Annotated in this window: 13 protein-coding genes; 7 read left to right on the forward strand and 6 right to left on the reverse strand. The window is 57.0% G+C overall.

The genetic code is table 11. The annotated features are described in order from the left end of the window. Positions 1-9: 9 nt before the first annotated feature. From OEL83_13720 to OEL83_13730, 3 genes are read left to right on the forward strand one after another with little or no spacing between them, the layout of a single operon-like run. Positions 10-1,323, forward strand: a complete 1,314-nt coding sequence (locus OEL83_13720) for an efflux RND transporter periplasmic adaptor subunit (GenBank protein ID MDK9708095.1) — start codon at positions 10-12, stop codon at positions 1,321-1,323. Then, a complete protein-coding gene (locus OEL83_13725) occupies positions 1,320-2,042 on the forward strand; it encodes an ABC transporter ATP-binding protein (protein ID MDK9708096.1) in 723 nt (240 codons plus the stop codon). Before OEL83_13720 ends, OEL83_13725 begins: the two co-directional genes overlap by 4 nt. Next, positions 2,042-3,253: an ABC transporter permease gene (locus tag OEL83_13730; GenBank protein MDK9708097.1), complete on the forward strand. Its 1,212-nt coding sequence runs from the start codon at positions 2,042-2,044 to the stop codon at positions 3,251-3,253. Before OEL83_13725 ends, OEL83_13730 begins: the two co-directional genes overlap by 1 nt. Before the next feature lie 24 nt (positions 3,254-3,277). Here the strand turns inward: OEL83_13730 and OEL83_13735 are convergent, their stop codons facing one another. Next, positions 3,278-5,743, reverse strand: coding sequence for a transporter substrate-binding domain-containing protein (locus OEL83_13735; GenBank protein ID MDK9708098.1), 2,466 nt, complete (start codon positions 5,741-5,743; stop codon positions 3,278-3,280). A gap of 724 nt (positions 5,744-6,467) precedes the next feature. On the opposite strand from OEL83_13735, the gene OEL83_13740 reads away from it, so the two are divergent. The 3 genes from OEL83_13740 (at position 6,468) to OEL83_13750 (ending at position 10,042) form a co-directional block, all read left to right on the forward strand. Continuing rightward, positions 6,468-7,085, forward strand: a complete 618-nt coding sequence (locus OEL83_13740; protein ID MDK9708099.1) for an SH3 domain-containing protein — start codon at positions 6,468-6,470, stop codon at positions 7,083-7,085. Positions 7,086-7,360: 275 nt separating this feature from the next. Next, positions 7,361-8,773, forward strand: a complete 1,413-nt coding sequence (locus OEL83_13745) for an FAD-binding protein (GenBank protein ID MDK9708100.1) — start codon at positions 7,361-7,363, stop codon at positions 8,771-8,773. A 3-nt stretch (positions 8,774-8,776) separates the two neighbouring features. Further along, complete coding sequence (locus OEL83_13750) at positions 8,777-10,042, forward strand: (Fe-S)-binding protein (GenBank protein MDK9708101.1); 1,266 nt, start codon at positions 8,777-8,779, stop codon at positions 10,040-10,042. Between the two features lie 27 nt (positions 10,043-10,069). Here the strand turns inward: OEL83_13750 and OEL83_13755 are convergent, their stop codons facing one another. From OEL83_13755 to OEL83_13765, 3 genes are all read right to left on the reverse strand, one after another. Beyond that, positions 10,070-11,161 carry a response regulator gene (locus OEL83_13755; protein ID MDK9708102.1) on the reverse strand — a complete coding sequence of 364 codons (1,092 nt, stop codon included), beginning with the start codon at positions 11,159-11,161 and terminating at the stop codon, positions 10,070-10,072. Continuing rightward, positions 11,158-14,613 carry a response regulator gene (locus tag OEL83_13760; protein ID MDK9708103.1) on the reverse strand — a complete coding sequence of 1,152 codons (3,456 nt, stop codon included), beginning with the start codon at positions 14,611-14,613 and terminating at the stop codon, positions 11,158-11,160. Before OEL83_13760 ends, OEL83_13755 begins: the two co-directional genes overlap by 4 nt. Before the next feature lie 132 nt (positions 14,614-14,745). Then, entirely contained in the window at positions 14,746-14,904 is a 159-nt protein-coding gene (locus tag OEL83_13765) for a hypothetical protein (GenBank protein MDK9708104.1), read from the reverse strand. Positions 14,905-14,957: 53 nt separating this feature from the next. On the opposite strand from OEL83_13765, the gene OEL83_13770 reads away from it, so the two are divergent. Continuing rightward, entirely contained in the window at positions 14,958-15,368 is a 411-nt protein-coding gene (locus OEL83_13770) for a hypothetical protein (protein ID MDK9708105.1), read from the forward strand. A 128-nt stretch (positions 15,369-15,496) separates the two neighbouring features. Here the strand turns inward: OEL83_13770 and OEL83_13775 are convergent, their stop codons facing one another. Then, a complete protein-coding gene (locus OEL83_13775; GenBank protein ID MDK9708106.1) occupies positions 15,497-15,952 on the reverse strand; it encodes a TraR/DksA C4-type zinc finger protein in 456 nt (151 codons plus the stop codon). Between the two features lie 106 nt (positions 15,953-16,058). Then, entirely contained in the window at positions 16,059-18,065 is a 2,007-nt protein-coding gene (locus OEL83_13780) for a substrate-binding domain-containing protein (GenBank protein MDK9708107.1), read from the reverse strand. Positions 18,066-18,231: the final 166 nt, after the last annotated feature.

Here is an 18,231-nt window from a genome sequence, read left to right on the forward strand (position 1 = left end):
AATGACACAATGACACCCAACAACACACCGGCAGGGCAGAGTAGCGGTCTTGCCGAAACCCTGGCGCTGCAAAAGAAAACCACCAAGAACAGGCGATTGAAACAGTGGCTGGTGTGGTTTGTCGCCATCGTCCTGCTTGCTGCGGCAGGTGGCTTCTGGGCACTGCGCGATACCTCCGGCCCGATCCACTACCGGACCCAGCCGGCCCACCACGGCGACATCACCATCACCGTCAGTGCCACCGGCAACCTGCAGCCCACCAATCAGGTGGTCATGGGCAGTGAGCTGTCCGGCACCGTCAAATCGGTTGAGGTCGATTACAATGACCAGGTGGTTGTCGGTCAGGTCTTGGCCCGGCTGGACACCTCGAAATTATCGGCCCAGGTCCGGCAGTCCCGTGCCGCCCTTGATTCCGCCCACGCCAAGGTCCTCCAGGCTGAAGCGACCATCAAGGAAACCACCACCGCCTTCGAGCGTCTTGTTGAGGCCGGCAGGCTCAGCAATAACAAGGCCTCGTCGCAAAAAGACCTGGATACCGCCCGGGCAGCCCTTGACCGCGCCAAGGCCGACCACGCCGGGGCCTTGGCCTCGGTCGCCCAGGCTGAGGCCACCTTAACCCTCAATCAGACCGATCTGGCAAAAACCGAGATCCGCTCGCCGATCAACGGCCTTGTCCTTACCCGGTCGGTTGAGCCGGGCCAGACCGTCGCCGCCTCCCTCCAGGCCCCGGTGCTCTTTACCCTCGCTGAAAATCTCGCCCAGATGGAGCTGCATGTCGATGTTGATGAGGCCGATGTCGGCAAGGTGCAGGCAGGGCAGGCAGCAAGCTTTACCGTCGATGCCTATCCGGACCGGAAATATCCGGCGGAGATTACCCAGATCCGCTTCGGGGCAAAAACCACCAGCGGCGTCGTCACCTACGAAACCATCCTCAAGGTCGATAACACTGATCTTTCCCTGCGGCCGGGGATGACCGCCACCGCTGATATCATCGTCACTAGGGTCGCGGACGCCCTATTGGTTCCCAACGCGGCCCTGCGCTTCGTCCCGAAAGGCATCGAAGGGGCTCCCGGTGGCAAGGGGGGCGGAACCGTTCTCAGTAAACTCATGCCCCATCCACCCCAGCGTATGGGCGGTAAGCGAAAAGAGGCCTCCGGGGGTCGAAAGGGTGGCAATCAAAGGGTATGGATCCTGGTGAACGACCAACCTACCCCTGTTCAGGTAGCAACCGGCTTGACCGATGGCTCGTCCACCCAGGTCACCAGCGGCGATCTGCAGCCTGGCCTGGAACTGATAACCGGTGAAGAGACTCTTAAAAAATGATGCCCGTCGACTCGACAATTCCGGGTGCCGCGCCCCTCATTGAGCTGCGGGGCGTCACCAAGATCTACGGCAGCGGCAGTGCCGCCATGCAGGCCCTGCGCGGCATTGATCTCACCATCCTGGCCGGTGAGTTCGTTGCGGTCATGGGACCAAGCGGCTCCGGCAAATCAACCTGTATGAACATTCTTGGCTGCCTCGATACCCCGTCTTCCGGTGACTTTTTCTTTGAGGGCCTGAGTGTCGGCCAGTTGTCGCGCGATCAACTGGCGCTTATGCGGCGGAATTGTCTGGGGTTTATTTTTCAGGGCTTTAATCTGCTCAACCGCACCTCGGCCCTGGAAAACGTCGAACTGCCGCTGATCTATCGCGGTGTGCCGCTGGCCGAACGGCACCGCCGGGCGCGGGCGGCTCTGGAAACCGTCGGTCTGGCCGGTTGGGAAGGCCATACGCCAGGGGAATTGTCCGGCGGCCAGCAACAGCGGGTGGCAATCGCCCGGGCCATCGTCACCGAACCGAAGGTGCTGCTCGCCGACGAACCGACCGGCAATCTCGATTCGGCGCGCAGCCGGGAGGTCATGGAGTTGTTGACCTCGTTTAATCGCCAGCGGGGACTGACCGTTATCATGGTAACCCACGAACCGGATATGGCGGCTTACGCCGGACGGCAGATCCATTTTATCGACGGCCGGATAAACACCGCTGCCGGGGGGGCTGTCTGATGTACTGGGAAACCATTATCCTGGCCTTTCGGGAGATCCGCCGTAATGTCATGCGTTCATCGCTGACCATCCTCGGCATCGTTATCGGCGTTGCCGCGGTCATTACCCTGGTGACCCTTGGCAGCGGCGCCACCGCCCAGGTTGCGGCGGAGATCTCAAGCCTTGGCAGCAATCTCCTGCAGATTCGTTCCGGCCAGGGGTTTCGCGGCCCCGGCGGGGCAAGCGGCAGCGCTAAGGCCTTCAAGCTCGAAGACGCCAAGGCCATTGCCCAGCAGATCAGCGGCATTGCAGCTGTTGCCCCGAACGCCTCGCGCCCGGCCCAGGTCATCGCCGGCAATACCAACTGGTCAACGAGCATCACCGGCAGTACCAATGAGTTTCTTTTTGTCCGGAGCTGGGTGCTCGCCGGCGGGCGCTCCTTTACCGAAAGTGAACTGCGCTCCGGCAAGGCGGTATGTATCTTGGGGTCGACCGTCAAAAAAGAACTGTTCGGCAATCAAGATCCTTTAGGAGCATCGGTGCGGTTTAACGGCATCACTTGCCAGGTGATCGGGGTTTTCGAGCAAAAAGGCCAATCAAGCGGCGGCAACGATCAGGATGACTTTGTCCTTATTCCCCTGCGCACCCTGCACAGAAGGCTGGCCGGCAACACCGACATCAATGCCATCTTCGTTTCCGCCGAGGATGGTGCCTCGACCACCAAGGTCAAGGAAGACATTGAAAAACTGCTGCGGGAGCGGCGGCATATCGGTGATGGTCAGGAGGACGATTTCTTTGTGCGCGATATGCAGGAGGTGATGAGCACCTTGACCGGCACCACCCGCATACTGACGACCCTTCTCGGAGCGGTGGCGGCGGTCAGCCTGCTCGTCGGCGGGATTGGGATCATGAACATTATGCTCGTCTCGGTCACCGAACGGACTCGGGAGATAGGCATCCGCCTGGCCATTGGGGCGATGGAACAGGATGTCCTTATGCAGTTTCTCGTCGAGGCGGTGGTGCTGTCATCGTTTGGCGGATTGTTCGGCATTGCCTTTGGCCTCGGGGCAGCGGCCCTGGGCGCCCAGGCGATGAATATGCCCTTTATCTTCAGCCCCGGCATTGTCGCCGTTGCCTTTCTCTTCTCAAGTGCCGTAGGCGTTATTTTTGGCTACTTCCCCGCCCGTAAGGCGGCACGGCTTGATCCGATTGAGGCCCTGCGCCATGAATGAATCAAGAGTAGGTGCAGACAAAGGTTAGTTTTTTTGGTCTCGGGCCACATGGGAGTATTCTACTTCATCCAGAACCCGCCTGATCAGGGCAGCAATTTCCTGTTTTACCAGTGGCTTGAGGGCGAATTCCTTGATACCCATGAGTGCCGCCTTTTCCTTGGTCATGGTGCTGCTGTAGCCGCTGCAGAGAATAATCGGCACGTCCGGCCTGATGCGCAGCAATTCTTCCGCTAATTCCCCGCCGGTGAGGACCGGCATGGTCTGGTCGGTGATGACCAGATCGAATTTCTCCGGTGATTCACGAAAGACTGCCAGGGCAGCGGTGCTATCGGTTAGAGTCATTACCTGGTAGCCGAGACTTTCCAGCAGCACCTTGCTCATTTCGGCGATCATCGGCTCGTCGTCGATGAAGAGTATCCGTTCGTGCCCTCCAGGAAAACTTGCCTCATCCACCTTCCCGCCGGTTTCAGTTGGCATGGCATCGGCAGCTTCCGGCAGAAATACGTGCATGGCGGTGCCCTGGCCGGATTCACTGTAGCAGGAGATGAACCCCCCGGATTCCTTGACAATGCCGTGGACAATCGCCAGACCCATGCCGGTGCCCCTGCCGGTCTCCTTGGTGGTGAAGTAGGGATCGAAGATCTTGTCGCGGAGTTCCGGGGCGATGCCGGTGCCCGAATCGACAACCGACAGCCGCACAAAGGTTCCTGGTTGGATCTGCGGTTCCCGAATAAGGTCAAGAGCGGTGAGGACAACGCTTTTCAGGGAAATTTCCATGACACCGCCTTTCTCCTCCATAGCATGGAAGGCGTTGGTGCACAGGTTGATGACGATCTGGTTGAGCTGCGTGGGGTCGGCGAGGATGGTGATATCCGATTTTTCTATGTTTTGACGGAGTTCGATTGTTGCCGGCAGCGACGGCCGGAGTATCTTCACCGCTTCTTTAATGAGCAGTGACGGCTGGAGAGTGATTTTTGTGGATTCCGCCTGACGGCTGAAGGCGAGGATCTGTTTCACCAAGTCCCTGGCACGAACCGAAGCGCGGAGGATCTCTTCAAGAAATACAGCCGTTTCCGATTGCGGGTCCTGCAGTTCCTTGGCGAGCTCGGCATATCCGAGAATTGCGGCAAGAAGGTTGTTGAAATCGTGGGCAATTCCTCCGGCAAGGGTGCCGATTGCCTCCATCTTTTGGCTTTGTATGAGCTTTCGCTCAAGCATCTTTCTTTCCTGTTCGGCGAGTTTCTGCGCGGTGATGTCGGCATCAACGCCGCGAAAGCCAAGGAGTTTCCCGGAGGAGGAACGTATCGGCACTGCCGAGGAAAGCAGATTGATTCGTGTGCCGTTCTTATGGACGGCCACCAGTTCTTCATTGCGGTAACTCTCCAAGGTCAGTCCTGCGCGTTGCAGCCTGTTTTGGACATCCGGCAGCGATTCTTCGTCGATAAAAGCATAACAGGATTTGCCGATCATCTCCTCCGGGTGGTAGCCGAGAAGACTGAGGGTGTGCTCCGAGCAGTAGGTATATACTCCTGCTGGATCAATTTCCCATATCCAGTCACTGATGGAGTAGGCGATGTCGCGAAAACGCGCCTCACTTTCCAGAAGTTCGCGGGTCTTGCGGTGGACGGCTCGATTGAGAAGGACAATAAAACAGATCGATATGGCAACGGCCAGGGAGATGGCGATGAGGGCAGGTACGAGCCAGGCAGGAAGGGCTTTCTTGCCGGTTGGGGCCATCCACTTGTTGAGGGTTTCGTAATAGAAGGAGTCCTGCTGTTTTTTCCACTGGCTGAGATAGGTGTCGATATGGTCGAGGAGTTCGCGGTGTTGCCCTTTCTTACTGGTGAAACTTATGGAAAAGGGCGAGAAAAGGATTGAGGTGCCAATGAGATTATGTTCCTGGGCGTGGCGGAGACCGAAATGTTGGGGGGCCACCCCGCCGTCAACCTCACCGTTCTGCACTGCCTGGAAGACATCGCTGTGGCTAGGGAATTCGATGATTTCGCAGTTGCCGCCAAGACCCTTAATGGTAGTGATAAAATTGCTGCCGCTGATGTCCTTGCGCATGATGCCGATTCGCCGCCCAAAGAGATCAGAGATGTTTTTTGAATGGGAGTCGGGTTTGACAAAGACCTGGCCCCAGAGCTGCAGCACTGACTCTCGGCCGTAATCCATGACCTTGGCCCGTTCGTCGGAATAGGCGACGGACATCATCAGATCGATTTCTTCATTTTCCAGACGCTGCAGCCCCTCGGCCCAACTGCCGGGGACAAAGGCCAGATTGGCGTTTTCTCTGCGGAAGATCTCTCGCAGCAGGTCGGGATTGATGCCCTTGGCCGAGCCGTCCTTGTCAATGAAATTAATCGGGGCAAAGGGGAAGATACCGATGCGAATGGAGCGGTCGTCAACCTCTCCGCCACCGCTTTTTATGGGGATGGAGAGGATCAGCAAGCAGATCATCAGGGAAAACCACTTGGCCGGAACTGTCACGACATCTCCTCTAAAAGAATTCGCCAGGACGTCTAGGCCCACTGCCTCCTGCACGGTAAAGCAAACGCGGGATACCACAGCTGACAATCATGACACCTGCCCGTGGGGAATAGCTTTCCCGCCGGTAGCGGGGAGAATTCCCGGCAAAAGTGTAGAGCAGACAGAAGAGTGTTAGCAAATGTACCAGGCAAAGTCAAATTGCTTTTAATGAAATAATTTGGCACCTTGTGGCTGTTGCGTCGATACCAGCTTTTAGGAATGGATGGGGGGAGAGCAGGAGGCCTTTGATGTATGGGTACCGCCGGTGCGGCGGCTGATCCGTCGCCCCTGCCGATGCGAGATTCTCGGAGACAAAAACGTGAAAAAGAGCTAAATTCGCGGGGAGTGGTGGCAGGTTCGGCCATCCGTTCAAACCGGTGGCACTTGGTTGATGAACCGGTGTTGGTTTGTGAAAAACATCAAAAATGGAGGTTGAGTCGTGACGCACTTCTGTCGTTTTGGCCGAGTATTTCTTGTTGCAGTGCTAGCCGGTAATTTGCTTTTGGCGCCCTTGGTTCCGGCATACGCTCGGGGAAGGGATGACGGTGGGCACGGCATTCCCCTTCCGCCGGGTCTTCCACCTCCACCGGGCGTCCATGGGAGTTTGCGGGTAACTGCACCGCCCTTACCCCCCGGAATACCCGTGCCGGTGCCGGTTCCGGTGCCCGTCCCGGGAGTGCCTTATGTGGAAAGGCACAGATCTCCTCCGGACCGGGTCTACGTTTCAAGCAGGCGTGATCACCGCGACTATCGCGATCGCCGGGATTACCGCCATAGACCGGATTATTACCGCCACCGGCCGCATGGCAGCGTTCACCACAGTCTCCCTGCCGGATTCTTTGCCCTGTCGGTGGCCGGGGCGGCGTTTTTCTACCATTCGGGTCTCTATTACCGGCAAACCCCGGCCGGCTATGTGGTGGTACAGGCGCCGTTCGGCGCCCGGGTACGGGTCTTGCCGGAGGAATGCTCGGATCTTTATGTTGACGGCCGGCGTTACTACGATTGCGATGAGGTTTTTTACGAGCCGGATGGCGATGAATATATCGTCATTGAAAGACCGTCCGGTTTTCGGATAATCGCCGAGGTTGGTGACGAGGTCCGGGTTAGAGCTGAATATCTCAACATCCGCTCGGGGCCGGGCACGCGTCACCGGTCGATTGGCAAGCTGTATCGCGGCGATGTGATCGAAGTGAGCGGCGTTGATGGGGAATGGTACTACGTGCGGCTTGCCAATGGTCAATACGGGTGGATCATGCGGGACTATACCCGCATATATCGAACCCGGCACGACGTGAAGGGGTGATCTGCAGTTCTGCGGCTGGAGGGGTATGAAGGTAGAGACCCCTCCGGCAGCAACCTCAGCTGGTGTCACATTTTTCCACAAACCCTTTGTCTTATTGAAAGGTTCACAGGCAGGTTGCCGGTACCGTTCTTAAATACCTTGCATGGTGCCTGCGCTGTTCCGTACCTCCCCACCCATCAGGCCCGAGAAGGCGATTTGCCGGTTTTCTTTTACAGAAACGGCCTTATCGTCTTCAGCACAGAGCTGAGTACCGGATCTTTAAGAGAAGGATACACATGGACGCAACGATTATCACCGAACTCGAAGCAATTGTCGGCGCCGAAAACGTCTCCACCTCCGCCACCGACAAGATTACCCATTCTTATGACGCTACCCAGCAGAGGTATTTGCCGGATGCGGTGGTCTACGCGACAACCACCGAAGAGGTTGCCAAAGTGGTCAAACTTGCCAATCTCGCCAGGATTCCGGTTCTGCCTCGCGGCGCCGGCAGTGGTTTTACCGGCGGCACCCTGCCGGTACGGGGAGGGATCGTCCTGGTGCTGACCAGGATGACCAAAATTCTTGAAATTGATACAGAGAATCTGACAGCGGAGGTCGAGCCGGGGGTGATTACCGCCGAACTGCAGCGCCAGGTGGAAAAACTCGGTCTGTTCTACCCTCCCGACCCGGCCTCGAAAGAGTTCAGTACCTTGGGCGGTAATGTCGCTGAATGCGCCGGTGGGCCGCGCTGTGTAAAATACGGGGTGACCAAGGATTATGTCATGGGCCTGGAGGTGGTCATGCCCACCGGCGAGATCATCCGCACCGGTGGCAAGACCCTGAAAAACGTCGTCGGTTACGATCTCACCAAGCTCTTTGTCGGCTCTGAGGGCACGCTTGGCATTGTAACCAGGATCATCCTCAAACTCCTGCCGAAACCGGCGGCCAAGAAGACCATGCTGGTGCAGTTTGAGACCATCGAGGGGGCGGCCAAAGCGGTGGCGGCGATCATCGGCGCCAAGATCATCCCCACCACCCTCGAATTCCTCGACGCCGCCACCATCAATTGTATCCGCCATACCAGCCCAATCCCCCTGCCCGAGGACTGTCGGGCCATTCTGATCATTGAGGTCGACGGTGATGCGGCATCGCTTGATCCGCAGATCGACCGGATACAGGAGCTGGTACGGCCCCTTGGCGTTCTGGCGGTCAAGGTTGCCGCAAGTCATGAAGAATCGGAGGAGATCTGGCAGGTGCGGCGCAATGTCAGCCCAAGTCTGCGCAGGGTTAATCCCGACAAGTTCAACGAGGATATCGTTGTGCCGCGCTCCAAGGTACCCGATATGATCCGCGCCCTGGAGAGGATTTCCACCGAATACGATGTGCCCATCGTCAACTTCGGCCATGCCGGAGACGGCAATATTCACGTCAACATCATGGTCGACCTACGGGAGCACGGCATGGCCGAAAAGGTCGACAAGGTGCTTGACGAGGTCTTCCAGGCCGCCATCAATCTGCGCGGCTCGATTTCCGGGGAACACGGTATCGGCACCGCCAAGGCCAAGTATCTGGCCATGGAGCTTGATCCGGCGACCATCGCCGCCATGCGGCTGATTAAAGAGGCCTTCGATCCCAACAATATCCTCAATCCTGGCAAAATCTTTACCGATAACCCATGCCAAATTCCGGCCACGACCGGCACGATCTAAGCGATGAGCAAGAATAAAAAATTACAGGACTTCAGCAAGGTTATCGGCGAATGCGTCAAATGCGGGATATGCCAGGCCCACTGCCCGACCTATCTCGTCGGCCGACGGGAAGGGGCGGTCGCCAGGGGCAAGATCGCCCTGGCCGCGGCCCTTCTGAGCGGTCAGGCGGATCTGGAAAAGCGGCTGCAGGAGGATATCTCCATGTGCCTGATGTGCGGCTCCTGCGTTGATAAATGCCCGAATAAGGTACCGACCCATGAGATCGTCGGGGCGATCCGCCGGCAGATCACCGACGATCAAGGCTTGTCCCTGATCGGTAAGGGCATTTCCACCCTTCTCGGTTCGAAGGCGCTGATGAACGGTCTCAGTAAGGGCGGGGCGCTGCTGTCGCCGATGCTGTTGAAAAAGGTGCCGGCATCAAGCGGCCTGCGCCTGCGTTTCCCGGCCCCGGGCATGGTGGACCGGACCGTGCCGAAGATCGCCTTCAGAAACCTCTTTGACCGGCTGCCGGAGTTTACCCCGGGGCGGCCTGATATGCCGGTGGTTGGCTTCTTCGCCGGCTGCTCGATCACCTATGCCTATCCGGAGATCGGCGAACATATGGTGGCCATCCTCAACCGCCTGGGATACTCGGTCTATTTGCCGAGGGCACAACGCTGCTGCGGTATCCCGGCCCTGTCCTCGGGCAATGGCAAGCTTGTCGAGGAGCTGGCCGAAAGAAATGTCGCTGCCTTTCAGGGCCGGGAGGTGCAGCACATCATCACCGCCTGCGGCTCCTGTAACGGCGGTATCGGCGAACACTACAAAACGATGCAGGGGGACTTTGCCGATTTTACCGGCAAGGTGGTTGATTTCAGTGTCTTCCTGCAGGATGCCGGATTGTTCGAGGAGCTGGCGGCGATGGAGAAATGGCCTCGGCGAACGCGGGTCACCTATCACGATCCCTGCCATTTGAAGGTCCAGGGGATAACAAAGGAGCCACGCCGCCTGCTTGCGGCCCTGCCCAATGTCGATTTTGTGGAGATGGCCGGGGCTTCTGCCTGCTGCGGCCTGGGTGGGACCTTTTCGGTATACCACTATCAGTGCAGCAGGGATATCGGGGCCAGGAAGATTCCGGGCCTCTTGGACAGCGGCGCCAGCCTTGTTGCCACCGCCTGCCCCGGCTGCATCATGCAGCTGCAGGACACCATCAATCACGCCGGATTGCCGGTCAGGGCAGTGCACGTCCTGGAATTATTGGCAGCGGCACTTGGAACGAAGGAATCGTAAGCTCGGCCAAAGGAACTTTCAACAGTCTCAGTTGCAGTCCAGGTCGCCGGGGTGATGCGGCAGTGTCGAGCAGCGACGGATGACCTCCTGCTGGGGCAGATCGAACTGAAATGGTCCTTCGGCGTACAGTTCCAGACAGGCATCAACCGCCGTGCTGTCGTAGAGGCTGCCGCGATGCTGGCGCAGCTCGGTCAAGGCCGCCTCTACGCCCAGCGCCGGGCGGTAGGGCCGAAACGAACTCTTGGCCTCGGCGACGTCGGCAACCGTCAGGATCTTTGATTCAAGAAGAATCTCGTCACTGCTCAGGCCATGCGGATAGCCCTTGCCGTCCAGCCGTTCATGATGCTCAAGAACCATGCGGGCACAGGGCCAGGGGAAGGGGATGTTCTTGAGGATGTCGTAGCTGATCTGCGGGTGGATCTTGATGACCTCCAACTCGGCGTCGAGAAGCTGGCCGGTGCGATTAAGTATCGACACCGGGATGCGGATCTTGCCGACATCGTGGAGAAGGGCGGCGATGCGCAGGCCCTCGATTTTGTCCGCCGGCAGACCCATCTTCGCGGCAATGGCGCAGGCCAGCTGGGCCACCCGCTGCTGATGGCCCGAGGTATAGGGATCGCGAATCTCCACCATCAGGGCCATTGAGCTGATAATGCCCTGCAGCATATTGCGGAGTTCGACGGTTTTTTCCGCCACCTTCTGTTCAAGAAGGGCATTTTGCGAGCGAAGCTGTTCCTTCATCAGCGCCATGGCCAGGTGGGCCTGTACCCTGGCCTTGACCTCGGCGGCATGAAAGGGCTTGGTGATGTAATCTACCGCCCCCAGGCAGAACCCTTGGGTTTTGTTGACGGTTTCACTCATAGCGGTGATGAAGATGACCGGAATGTCCTCGGTCCGGGGATTGTTCTTCAGCCGGGTGCAGACCTCATAGCCATCCATCTCCGGCATCATGATATCGAGGAGGATGAGATGGGGCAGGTATTTGTCGCAATATTCAAGGGCTGCCGCGCCTCTTTTAGCAATACCCAGGCGATAGTCCGACTTCAAGGTATTCACCAGCAGGTCGATATTGGTGGCATTATCGTCGACAATGAGGATGAGTGGTCGCGGATCGTTCATGCGTTTTCCTTTAGAGCCTTTTCGATCTGGCCAATGGTACGCAGGGCCTGGTCGTAATCATAGCGCTGGGTTTCCGTCTCCAGGGCCTTTGGCAATTCCCGGTTAATATTCTTGTGGCGAGTGAGTTCACTCACTACCTCTGTTGTAATTCTCTGGATCATCTCTGGATCGGCGTGGTCGATGGCCTCGGTGAGATGGGTGAGAAGGACAGTGATGTCAGCCGTTGTTCCCGGTGGTCGCACTTCTTCGGGCGCCGCCTCCTGTGGTGATCTACCCATCCCCTCCAGTACCCCGAGGAGGCGGGTCAATTCATTTTGCAGTTCCAGACAAAGCTCGGCGATATTGGCGGCCGGAGGATGGGTTTCGCAGCCCCGCTCCAGGGCGTCCGCAGCCTCGCGCAGTTCCCCGGCGCCGATGTTGCCGGCGCTGCCCTTGAGACTGTGGGCGAGGTGTTGTAGTGCCTGGCGGTCCTGCACATCCAAGGCCTCCTGAAGGCTTGCAACCGTTTTACTATTATCGCGGCAAAAACCGTCTAGGATGTCTTGAAACGTCTGCCAGTGCAGGCCGGTGGATTGCAGCACCGCGCCGACGTCGATACCTGGGATCGCAAGGGGAGGAGGGGGGGCCGCGCCGTCTGGTTTTGTGCCGGCATCTTCTCCGGTGGCAAGGCCCTCTGGTTCCTCGTCCTCTGGTTCAGGAAGGTATTCGTCGTCCGCAGTCCCGGCAATCCGTTTTTTGTTAAGCAGGTGGTGCCAGATCGTATAAAACAGCCGATCTTGGTTGATTGGTTTGGAGACGTAGCCATCCATCCCGGCCTCAAGACATTTTTCCTCATCGCCCTTGAGGGCATGGGCGGTCATGGCGATAATCGGTAAGGTCCGGCAGCCGGGGAGCTGGCGGATCCTTCTGGTCGCCTCCAGACCATTGACTTTCGGCATCTGCACGTCCATGAGCACGGCATCGAAGGTCTCGGCAGCGGCTTTGGCCACTGCCTCCTCGCCGTTGCCGGCAAGGGTGACGATGATTCCGGCACCGCCGAGAATTGCCTTGGCCACCTCCTGATTGGTAAGATTATCCTCAACCACCAGTATCTTATAATCCTTTAAGTGCTTTTTATACATCGACGCCTTGGTGGTAAAGGAGGTCTTGGCGCTGCTTTTCAGCTGCCCCCCTTTGCCGAAGGCGTCCATAATCGCATCAAACAGGGTGGATTGAAAAATCGGTTTGGTCAGGAAACCGTTTATCCCGACCTGTTCGGCTGTCGATCGGTGTACCTCTCTGGCAAAGGCGGTCATCATTATGATCGGCATGGTCAGGTGCAACACCTCACGAATCCTCCGCGATGCCTGGATTCCGTCCATTTCGGCCATTTTCCAGTCCATGAGCACCAGTTCCACCGGCGGTTTGTCATTGCTTTCCTCCAGTCGCTGCAGGGATTCAGGACCTGAGGCAACGGTTTCTACCCTGAAACCGAGGGAGACCAGCATTTTCGCCATTATCTCCCGGCTGTCCCGGCTGTCATCAACGACAAGGACATTCAGGCCGCTGATATCGGGCGGGAAAATAAACCGCGAATTAGGCGGTTCATCGGCCTTCTCCAGCTGTACGGTGAAAATAAAGGTGGTGCCCTTGCCGATTTCGGTATCGACACTGATGCTGCCGTGCATCATTGTCACGAATTTCTTGCAGATGCTCAGGCCCAGGCCGGAACCCTCGTATTTTCTGGTGAGGGACGAGTCACCCTGGGTGAAGGGTTCGAAAAGCAGCGGCAGGTATTCCGGGGAAATGCCGGTACCGGTATCTTTGACGATAAAACGGAGAACGACTTGGCCGGCGGCGAGTCCTTCGGTTGGTTCGGCATGTTGAACACCGGCGAGAATGATGCCGCCCGGATCGGTGAATTTTATGGCGTTGCCGATGAGATTGGTGAGGATCTGTTGCAGGCGCAGGGAATCACCGCGGAGGATGCGCGGTGTGCTTGCATCGATATCCACCAGCAGCTCAATATCCTTGCTGGCCGCCTGATTGATAAAGACATCCATGACCCGGTCAAACATCTCATCGAGTCTGAACACCCGCTCCTTCAGTTCCAGCTGGCCCGCCTCGATCTTTGAAAAATCGAGGATATCATTGATGATGCCGAGAAGGGCGTAGGAGGAATTATGAACGATATGCAGGTAATGTTCCACCTCCGGCGTCAGATTCTCGCCCAGAGCGAGATCGGTGGCGGCGATTATGCCGTTCATCGGGGTGCGGATCTCGTGGCTCATGTTGGCAAGAAAGCGGCTCTTGGCGAGTGTCGCGGCCTCCGCCAGCTGCTTGGCCTGTTCCAGTTCTTGGTCGAGCTTTTTGTGCATCTCGATTTCCCTTGTGAGGGAGAGATGCGAGGCCTTGATCCGCCGGTTGAGTTTTACCACCAGAAAGGTGAAGGCCGCGTGGCTGCAAAAAAAGATAAAGGCGACAAGGAGCCAGGGGCCATAATTGTGGAGGATATCGTCGATACTGACCTTGCCCAGATCCTTATAGGGACCGAGACGCAGGGACATCATCAGTTCCATTACCGGCTGGTAATTGAGGGGGATGGTCCAGCCGGCACAACCGGCGGCAAGGGCTGCCGGGGAATCGGGGCTCATCTGCAGAAGGGCGATTGCCACCTTTTCTGCCAGCTCATCAGCTGTTCCCTTGACTTTGGCCATTGGCCAGTCCGGATATTCCCTGGTGGTGCAGAGATATGGTGTTCTCTCGTCCACATCGTGCAGCCGGGGAAAGATGAAAAAATCCTTGAGGTCGATTTTCCCTTCGGCGCTCATCTCCTCCAGGGTATTGGTGCGAACCGTCCCGGCATCGACAACCCCGTCGCGAACGGCATAGACAACGTTGTCGTGGGTTTCACCAAAATACAGGGACCGGAAATCCCTGGTCGGATCGATCCCCTGTTCCTTCAGCTCCCGCCAGGCCATTCGCCAGCCACCCAGCGAATCCTCGGCTACCGCCATGAACGACTTGCCCTTCAGATCGTAGAAGTTCCTGACATCCTTGCGGGCAGCTTGGCTGAAGATAACACCACCATATTTCGAATAGGAGCGGCCGAGGCGCATCTCCTTTAAGGTGACGATGCGGTTAATGCCGTAGAGTTGTTCCAGTTCCACATAGAACGACGAGTTGGTGAGAATGAAATCGACTTCCCCGAGACGGACGCTGGAGGCAATCTTGTCATGGGCCAGGGGTATGATAACAAAGGTTTTCCCAGGGATGTGGCCGGTGAGATGGTCGGCAGTTGCCCCCCAGGTTTTCAGGCATTGTTCCGGGCCGCGGGTAGCAAGAACACCGATTTTTACGGTGCTTTCCTCAACCGTTTCGGTTTTTGCGAGGCTGGGATAGAAGAGGAGGAAGAGACAGAAAACGAAACCAGCAATGGGCCTAATATGGCGAAAGGTATTTGGTATGTGCATCGACCTGACTGTCGATTCCGGTCGACAGGCTCCTTGCTGAATTGATCTTGGCCATTGGTGGAAACCGCCGTGCCGTTCAGCATACCACAGACTGCAGCACAAATTGAAGGACTTTGACATTGAGACTGCCGGTTACTGTGGTTTGATGCAGGCCTTGGTGGAGTGTTCACCGTCGATTTTCCGCCGGGGGCGAACTTCTTGTAACACAATAGCGAAAAAGACGATATCATTGTCGGCAACGGCAGTCACCGGTGTTGCCGGGGGGTGGCAAGGCGGGGAAATAGCCGGCAACTGCAACTCCGGCGAACACTGAAAATGAATAAATTTCCAATAATGAGCACACTATGGATGCATATACCGAGGCCCATATATTCGTCGCTGCGATTCGAGTTCTCCAGCATCAAGGCGGATGTCCGCCAAATCTCGAGGATGTCTGCGCGATGGCGCGCCTCTCAGTTGAGCTGGGCCATACCCTGTGTCGAAAATTGGCCAAGCTGGGGATCGTCGAGACCTTTGAGGACCCCTTTACCATCAAGCTGGCGGTGGCCAATCACCTGAATATCGAGACGCTCCCCAAGAAGGAGGTCGAGGAGAACAGTCTCGCCAGGGAGTTGGAAAAGTTTCAATCGGAGAAAAAGAGCGTCGAGCAGAAGGTCGCAACCATTCAGGCTGAGATGGCCAAAAAGCGCCAGGATCTGTTTGCCGACATCGAGGCCAAATTTAAAAAGGAAATGGAGAAACAGCAAAAACGCTGAGACGCTCTGTTTGAATACCGTCTTATACCACAAGGGCATTAGTTTCGTACGAGCAGACAAGCTGCTCAACTCAGCTTTATACCGCACGGGCAGGTTTCGTTTGAGCAAACACGTTGCTCAATTCAGCTTTAAAAGATACCGGGAGCTTGGTTCATATGGATCTTCGCGAACCGGCTGCCCCTTTCGCAACGCTCGACCATCTCCTGGGCCTCGACACTGAGGGTGGCAATCGGCTGAATTTCCAAACGTTTCAAACCGATTTGCTCCCCGGTCATCTCGCAGTAGCCATAGCTGCCGTCGGATATTCTCGCTAAGGCGCGATCGATCATGCGGATATGGCCGCGGCTTCTTTTCAGCCCCTCCAGCTCGATGTTTATTTCTGATTGGGCGGTGGCGACATCGTACAGGTCGGGGGCTGCCAATCCGGTTTCCTTAAGCTCGTTTTTCGCCGAGTGTGACATGCTCAGCAGGTCTTGGCGCAGCTGTTGCAGCTTTCTTTCAAAGTACGCCAGTTGGGCCGGGTTCATATAGTCATCCTGGCTCGGGTAGTGATCGGTGGTTTCGGTGAATTCATTATTCAACATACCAGTATCCCTATGAAAAAAGATGAATGAAAGAGTGGAAATATGTCTCTGTCTGGGTTTGACCATGCGTTGCGATAGATGTCTGGGCGGTGATGGTCAGCCGCCATCAGCGCAGCCACACCTCTACCCTGCGGTTCTTGTCCTTGCCGGCCGCCGATGCGTTCGAGGCTACCGGTAATTCCTGGCCGCAGCTGGTGATTTGCCCGATGGTGATCCCCCGGGCCCGCAGCTGGTCGGCGACGCTCTCCGCCCGCACCCGGGCGAGCTTGATGTTGGCCTCGTAATCCCCGGCGTTGTCGGCAAAGCCGGCGAGGATGATCTTCCGGTCAAGTTTATCTTTCAGAAAATCAACAACCCGGCTGAGGTCCCGTTCGCTCCGGTTGTCGAGAGTGAACTTGCCGGAATGAAAACGGAAGTTCAGTGACAGCCGCTGGGCGTCGTTGGTTGCCTTCATATACTCCTCGACCTTGGCGGGGTTGGCGATTTGGCCGGGATCCGGCCTTTCGCTGAAGAAGGTCTTGATGTTCATGTCCACCAGATCGATTTTATTGGTGATTTCTTGTCCTTCCGGGGAATGGACAAACTCAATGAAATCCCTGACATGGCTGTTCTTCGGATGGGTCGGGGTATATAAATACAGCCGTCTGGCGATCGGGTAGTCTTCGGTGGCGACGGTGAAAAAGCTCGGGAAGATCGGTTTGGCACCGCTGTCGGCAACGGCGATGGCCTTGGCCTTGTTGATGTTCGGCAGGCTGGTGAAACCGATGCCGAAGGGGTCACCGGCAACCTGCGCCGACAGCTCCGGATTCGATTCGAAGCGCTTGATTCCTTGTTTCAACTCCAGTTTATCGAGGACAATCGACTTGAAGGTGTCGTAGGTTCCCGAGTTTTCATCCCGGGCGTAGACGGTTATCTCACCCGCCGTGCCGCCGACCTGCGACCAGTTGGTGATCTTGCCGGAGAAGATGTCGGCTATCTCCTGGACCGTCAGATTGCTCAGCCGGTTGGCCTTGTTGACGATAACGGCGATGCCGTCAAGGGCGATGACATGCTCGTTGGTGGTAGCGGTCATCTCTCCGAATCGGCTCAGTTCGGTGATCTCTTTCTCCTTGATTTTCCGCGAGGACATGCCGATGTCGCAGCTCTCCGTGGCCAGATCCTTGAAGCCGGTGGTCGAGCCATGGGCGTGAATCTCCACGACCTTGACTCCATCCTTGAAGGTTGCCTTAACGAGGGTCTCGTTTTCCTTCTGACCGGGTAGTTGTACGACCTTTTCCGCCTTGAGGATGTTGGTGAAATAGCCGCTGATCAAGGCGGGTGCGAGCTTTGCGCCGATGGTGTTTGAGCCGTGCAGGCGGAGGACGGTTTCTTCCGGCAAGTTTTTCGGGGCTTCCTGCTTCACCAGTGGCGCGATGGCGATGACCTGACCGCCAGCAGGATCCGGGACCTTCGCAAGCCCCGGTTGTTTCGCCGTTGCCGCCGACCCGCCTTCGGTTTTGCCGGTGGTCGCAAAGGCCGGAATCGGGATAGTGTCGGAGAAGTTGATAAACTGCAGCATGAATAAAATGATGCAGATCGGAACAATCGCCCCGAGGGCGAGTATCGCCCGTTTTTTCGACATCACCAGGTTGCCGATTATCACCTTTTTTGAGTCGTCTTGGTGTTTGCCAAGGGCTGCAACCTGCGGCTGGTGCGTGTCCCGCTGCGGGCCGCGGTCCGGGGAGGGGCGGCGATTTTGGTCTCCTGCCGCGGGCTCCGTCCTTTGCGGCGACGGAGTCACGACCTTTTTCTCGGAAAAACCTGCAGGTCCGGCGAGAAAAGCCTGTTGTTCGTGGGCGGCGATATTTGGCTCGGGCATGTTTTTGACGCTCACCTCCCGAAACGACCCCTTGGTCCAGGAAAGGATCGTCCGCAGGGCATCGATTCCCAGCAGCTCATCCTGCGCGGCAAAGATGATCCGGCCGTCATGGATGATGATCAAGCCTTTATCTTCCGCCTGGGTGACGCGGATCGCCTTGGTGGATTTTTTCGTGCAGACCAGTTGAATATAGTCCTCAAGATTGATATCGCTGAGGACGCCAAAAAAGCCGTTGTCTTCCGGGGGTGTTGCCATGTTCTTTTCCTGTATATTATTGCAAAAGGGGTTATCGGTATCTGCCGTTACAATTCTTGGTGATCTCCAGCTGCGTTGAGCAGCTTTGTCTGCTCAAACGAAACCAGCCCTTGTTGTATAAATGGTCTTTGTTAAGAAGTGGTTACGATGCAATTATGATCGTATT

The organism is Desulforhopalus sp. (assembly GCA_030247675.1).
Classification (GTDB): Bacteria; Desulfobacterota; Desulfobulbia; order Desulfobulbales; family Desulfocapsaceae; genus Desulforhopalus_A.